This window comes from Gemmatimonas sp. (genome assembly GCF_036405635.1).
GTDB lineage: Bacteria > Gemmatimonadota > Gemmatimonadetes > Gemmatimonadales > Gemmatimonadaceae > Gemmatimonas.
In genome coordinates this window covers 1-4,480 of the sequence record NZ_DASWXE010000160.1, presented here as the reverse complement: position 1 = coordinate 4,480, position 4,480 = coordinate 1, and the positions used below count along the sequence as shown (strand labels likewise).

The window sequence follows — 4,480 nt, the reverse complement described above, 5'->3', positions numbered from 1 at the left end:
TGGGCCGCGCTCTCACGAACGGCGGCAACTGGTTCGAGCACGCAATCCGGATGGACGGTTACCGATTTTGGATTCGGCATGCTCAACACCGCATGGGCTTTGCGCCCGGCAACAGGCGGCAGTGAATCACCACTCCGTCACTATTTCTTCTAATTGCAAGGAGCTTCACAATGGCATTCACTTCGCGACCGATCACGGTCAATGAAAGCACGGCTGGCCTGCGCACGATCATGTTCGCCGTGTTCAATACGGAAGATGGCACAGCCAAGACGGACCTCAGCGCCGCGACGGCACTGATCCACACCAACGGTGGCAGCAGCACCGACAGCACGAATAACTTCGTGCATCGCTCCAATGGACGGTATGCGCTCGAGCTCACCCAGAGCGAAGTGAACCTGGCACCGTACTCTCACCTGACGATCGGTCCGGCCAATGCGTCCGGCTACTATGTCTGCCCCGCCGAGGTGGTCATCACGGCCGCCGCGGTGAGTGCAGACGTGATCTCCATCAGCGGCGACAGCGCCGCTGCCGACAACCTCGAAGCAGCCTTCGACGGTACGGGCTACGCTGGTGGCACGATCAAGGCGCAGGTGAACACGGTGCAGATCAACAGCGCCGCCGTCACCGGAAACGGCACCTCCGGCAACAAGTGGAGGGGCTGATCCATGGCGACCTTCGACAACAGCGCGTTCGACGTGAACGCGCTCTCGACGGATGCGTTTGACCTGGATGATGCACCACCCTCGCCCTCCACGATCGTCTTCGATCCGTTCTACGAGATCGTGGTGCCGGCGCAGGAATACACGATTCTGCATGGAGAATGATCATGAGAGCGCCTGAATACCTCGACATCTACAAAGCGTGGCGGTTCGTTGGCACTGAGACCGAGTTCGGTGCGGACAAGACCCTGCGCATCCGATGGTCGGTGCAGCCCGGTGGCGATCCGGAAACGGTTCCGCTCATCGGGACGATGGAAAAGACCGCCACACTCAGCGGCGGCGAGTACACCATCGACTTCCTCCCGGAAGATTTCGCACAGCTCGAAACAGCCGGCCGACTCTTCCGGCCCGTGTACGCGCACATCAGCGACGGCGCTTCGTGGCGTGATGCACGGCACTACGTTGCTGTCGACACCGATCCGGATGTGCTGCCGTTGCTACCTGCGTGATTAACACGCCGCAGTAGTCGGCTCTGAGCAAATCACCCCATGTCACGCGAGTGCGATCAACTCCGTGACATGGCGTGAAGTGCACGGGCCGCACAGAATCTCGACTTTGCGCGGATCGCCAAAGACCCTTCAAAGCGTGGCACTTTTCTCTGTCTCTGGAGTAGTAGCCGCCCATGCGACACCTACTCGACCTCCAGGACGGCGGCGCTATCGTCGAGTGCCGCGATGCAAACCAGGTGCGAGCGTTCAGCCGCCTGTGGCAATCCGCGCGCAACTTGTGCGATCCCACACTGCTCAAGCAGATCGCCGAAAAGATCAGGGCCGTGGCCGCGGCCAGCAGATCCGCGATGGATCTCGCCTACTCGCAGAACTGACCGTAGGTGGTCAAGCAACAACCACGTACCAAGGTTGTGCTGCGTAGCACCGGATAGCCCCGCATACTCGAAGGGAGCCTCGCAAATACCCCTTCCGGGCAATGGCCGCGATTCACGCACCCGGCTCTTTTACGTCCAAGTGAAACGGCGAAGGGATGTCTCCCCTGAACCATTCCGACGACGGGATTCGCGTGGAGGTGGGCGGTGCAACGAAAAGAGATGCTCTCGCAGATTCGGCTCCTGCAGGAACAGGCCTTGCCCGCAGTGCGAAAGTTTCTCGGTACGCATCGCCCCTCTCCCACCTATGCGATGCAGCTGCACGCGGATGCACCCGATCAGTCCATCCGCCTGGCATTCCAGCCGAGTGGGCTTCCGGCGTCCACCAATGGTGGTACGCTCATGATCGATGTGGCGCCGGAGACCCTCGCGTTTCGCGCGCAATTCGCTGGAGGGCCGGGACAGATGCCGTATTCGTACTTCCTGCCGCCAATCAAGCGCACGGAAGTCGAACACACTGCGATCATTGACCGCATTCAATGTTTCGTTGAAGATGGCATCGACTATTTTCGTCTGCTGCCGGCCGAGCCAGACTTCAATAGCCCGGCCAGCGTCCGATACATGTAGTCCGGCCGGCGACGATCACTTACGCAGCCGCAGGCCGTGGGGTGAATCGTCCGCGTACCGCGAGCAGAGCCACCACAGTCAGTGCCGCGAATCCGGCGCCCGCCAGAAATGTGCCCTCGGGACCGTGGCGGTCCCACAGAAAGCCGGCCAGTGCACTTGCCGCCAGCAGCACCACCCCTGTCACGAGATTGTACACACCGAACGCGGTGCCGCGCAGCGACGCCGGGGCCGCATCGGCAATCATCGTGGAGAGCAAGCCCTGGGTGAATCCCATGTACAGCCCCCAGAGCACCAGGCCCACACCAAGCGCCGTGATCGTTGATGCATACGCCAGCACCACGTCGGCAACGATCAGCAACACCAGCCCCACCAGCAGCAGTGTGATGCGATCCATGTGATCGGCCAGTACGCCCACGGGATATGCCGACAGCGAATACGCGATACTCATCACCACCAGCACGGCGGGGATCATCATCGTTGGCACGCCGAGCGATTGCGCACGCAAGATGAGAAACGCCTCGCTGAATCGGGCGAACGTGAATGCCGTGGCGATGGTAACCACCCACCAGTACGCCCCACCTAACTGCTTCATTTCTGCGGAGCGCAGGGGCATGCGCGCGGTACGCTGAGTTTTGGTACGCTCCGGCTCCCGCACGAACACCAGCAAGACCACCACCGAGAGCATGGCGGGCACCACCGCTAGCCAGAACACCGTGCGGAACGCATTCGCGGTGAACCACATCAGCCCAATGGCGAGCAATGGACCGAGAAACGCCCCAATCGTGTCCAGCGATTGCCGCAAACCAAAGGCTGCGCCGCGCATCTCTGGTGGCGTGATGTCGGCAACGAGCGCATCACGCGGCGCCCCGCGAATGCCTTTGCCCACACGATCGATGAAACGGGCGGCCACCAGCCAACCCAGGGTCGACGCCAACGGAAAGATCGGCTTGGTCGCAGCGGCCAGTCCATAGCCCAGTGCCGCCAGCAGCTTGCGCCGCCCCAGCCAGTCGCTGAGCGCGCCCGAAAACACTTTGGTCACCGACGCGATGGCCTCGGCCATCCCCTCGATCAGCCCCACAGCGATCGCCGATGTGCCCAGTACCGTGACCATGTAAACCGGCAGCAATGCGTGGATCATCTCCGACGAGATGTCCATCAGCATCGAGACAAATCCCAGGGCCCACACGCCGCGCGGGATACGTGAACTCATGCCGGGACCGACTCCGTGTTCGACTCTGCACCCGAGTCACCCATCCGCTCCGGCGGCCAATGCGCGGCGATCTGGGGCAGGTTCACCTCGATCCAGTCGGCCAGCACACGCACATGCTCCGCTGCCTCGATGCCCAACGGTGTGAGCGAATACTCCACGTGCGGGGGCACCACATCGAACGCCTCCCGGTGCACAATGCCGTCCTGCTCGAGCGCGTGCAGGGTCTGGGCCAGCATCCGCTCACTCACGCCGCCCACACGCCGTCTGAGCGCGCTGAACCGCATGGTGCCATGCTGCAGCGCAATGAGCACCAGCACCCCCCAGCGGCTCGTGAGGTGCATCAGCACGGCCCGCGAAGGGCAGTTGGCCGCGAGCAGGTCTCCGCGCCCGATTTTTTCCGACAACGACTCCGGCACCGCGGTCTGAACGTCCATGACACTTACCTTTGTGTGCGTACTTACGAAAAGTCTGTTAGTCGGCAATCTATCGCCCTCACCTCACAAACAGGAGTAGGGCATGTCCATTGCCATCACGGCCGCCACCGGCCAGCTCGGCCGCCTCATTGTCGGGAAACTCGTCGCTCGTGGCCGCGCCGCCGATGTCGTCGCGGTCGTTCGCAATCCGGCCAAGGCCGCCGATCTTGAGGTGGCCGTGCGGGCCGCCGATTACACCGACGTGCCGGCGCTCGAAAAGGCTTTCCAGGGCGTCGAGACGCTGCTGCTCATCTCGTCCAGCGAGCTCGGGCAGCGCGCCGTGCAGCACCAGAATGCCATCGACGCCGCCAAGCGGGCCGGCGTACGGCACATCATCTACACGAGCATCCTGAACGCCGAGCATTCCACGCTGAGCCTGGCCGCAGAGCATTGGCAGACAGAGCAGGCGCTCGCGGCATCCGGTATTCCAACCACCGTGCTGCGGAACGGCTGGTATACGGAGAACTACACGGGCTCCATCGCAGGGGCGTTGGCGGGAGGTGCGTTCCTGGGCAGCGCGGGGCAGGGCAAGCTCTCGCTCGCCACCAGAGACGACTACGCTGATGCGGCCGTCGCGGTGCTCACGTCGACGGGTCACCAGGACAAAGTGTACGAGCTTGCTGGCGACGAG

General features: G+C 62.7%; 8 protein-coding genes. 6 read left to right on the top strand and 2 right to left on the bottom strand.

The window, feature by feature from the left end; genetic code table 11:
• The first annotated feature begins 170 nt into the window (after positions 1-170).
• The 5 genes from VGE27_RS12910 to VGE27_RS12890 all read left to right on the top strand — a co-directional run bounded on the left by VGE27_RS12910 (position 171) and on the right by VGE27_RS12890 (position 2,166).
• Complete coding sequence (locus VGE27_RS12910) at positions 171-662, top strand: hypothetical protein (protein ID WP_331050076.1); 492 nt, start codon at positions 171-173, stop codon at positions 660-662.
• 3 nt (positions 663-665) lie between these two features.
• The gene (locus VGE27_RS12905) at positions 666-824 is read left to right on the top strand and encodes a hypothetical protein (RefSeq protein ID WP_331050075.1); all 159 of its coding nucleotides are present in this window, start codon (positions 666-668) and stop codon (positions 822-824) included.
• Between the two features lie 2 nt (positions 825-826).
• Positions 827-1,168: a hypothetical protein gene (locus VGE27_RS12900; protein WP_331050074.1), complete on the top strand. Its 342-nt coding sequence runs from the start codon at positions 827-829 to the stop codon at positions 1,166-1,168.
• A gap of 173 nt (positions 1,169-1,341) precedes the next feature.
• A complete protein-coding gene (locus VGE27_RS12895) occupies positions 1,342-1,542 on the top strand; it encodes a hypothetical protein (RefSeq protein WP_331050073.1) in 201 nt (66 codons plus the stop codon).
• Between the two features lie 219 nt (positions 1,543-1,761).
• On the top strand, positions 1,762-2,166 hold the full coding sequence (locus tag VGE27_RS12890) for a hypothetical protein (protein WP_331050072.1): 405 nt from the start codon (positions 1,762-1,764) through the stop codon (positions 2,164-2,166).
• A 19-nt stretch (positions 2,167-2,185) separates the two neighbouring features.
• Here VGE27_RS12890 and VGE27_RS12885 read toward each other — a convergent pair whose 3' ends face one another.
• Both VGE27_RS12885 and VGE27_RS12880 read right to left on the bottom strand, forming a co-directional pair.
• The gene (locus VGE27_RS12885; RefSeq protein WP_331050071.1) at positions 2,186-3,376 is read right to left on the bottom strand and encodes an MFS transporter; all 1,191 of its coding nucleotides are present in this window, start codon (positions 3,374-3,376) and stop codon (positions 2,186-2,188) included.
• Entirely contained in the window at positions 3,373-3,810 is a 438-nt protein-coding gene (locus tag VGE27_RS12880) for a helix-turn-helix domain-containing protein (RefSeq protein WP_331050070.1), read from the bottom strand. The genes VGE27_RS12885 and VGE27_RS12880 overlap by 4 nt, the downstream gene beginning before the upstream one ends.
• 82 nt (positions 3,811-3,892) lie before the next feature.
• Between VGE27_RS12880 and VGE27_RS12875 the strand changes: the two genes are divergently transcribed.
• Positions 3,893-4,480, top strand: a 588-nt coding sequence (locus VGE27_RS12875) for an NAD(P)H-binding protein (protein ID WP_331050069.1), incomplete at its 3' end; no start/stop codon positions are given.

Coding starts and splice junctions, on each gene's coding strand:
- VGE27_RS12890 (WP_331050072.1), top strand. CDS start 1,762: ATGCTCTCGCAGATTCGGCTCCTGCAGGAACAGGCCTTGCCCGCAGTG.
- VGE27_RS12900 (WP_331050074.1), top strand. CDS start 827: ATGAGAGCGCCTGAATACCTCGACATCTACAAAGCGTGGCGGTTCGTT.
- VGE27_RS12880 (WP_331050070.1), bottom strand. CDS start 3,810: ATGGACGTTCAGACCGCGGTGCCGGAGTCGTTGTCGGAAAAAATCGGG.
- VGE27_RS12895 (WP_331050073.1), top strand. CDS start 1,342: ATGCGACACCTACTCGACCTCCAGGACGGCGGCGCTATCGTCGAGTGC.
- VGE27_RS12905 (WP_331050075.1), top strand. CDS start 666: ATGGCGACCTTCGACAACAGCGCGTTCGACGTGAACGCGCTCTCGACG.
- VGE27_RS12910 (WP_331050076.1), top strand. CDS start 171: ATGGCATTCACTTCGCGACCGATCACGGTCAATGAAAGCACGGCTGGC.
- VGE27_RS12885 (WP_331050071.1), bottom strand. CDS start 3,376: ATGAGTTCACGTATCCCGCGCGGCGTGTGGGCCCTGGGATTTGTCTCG.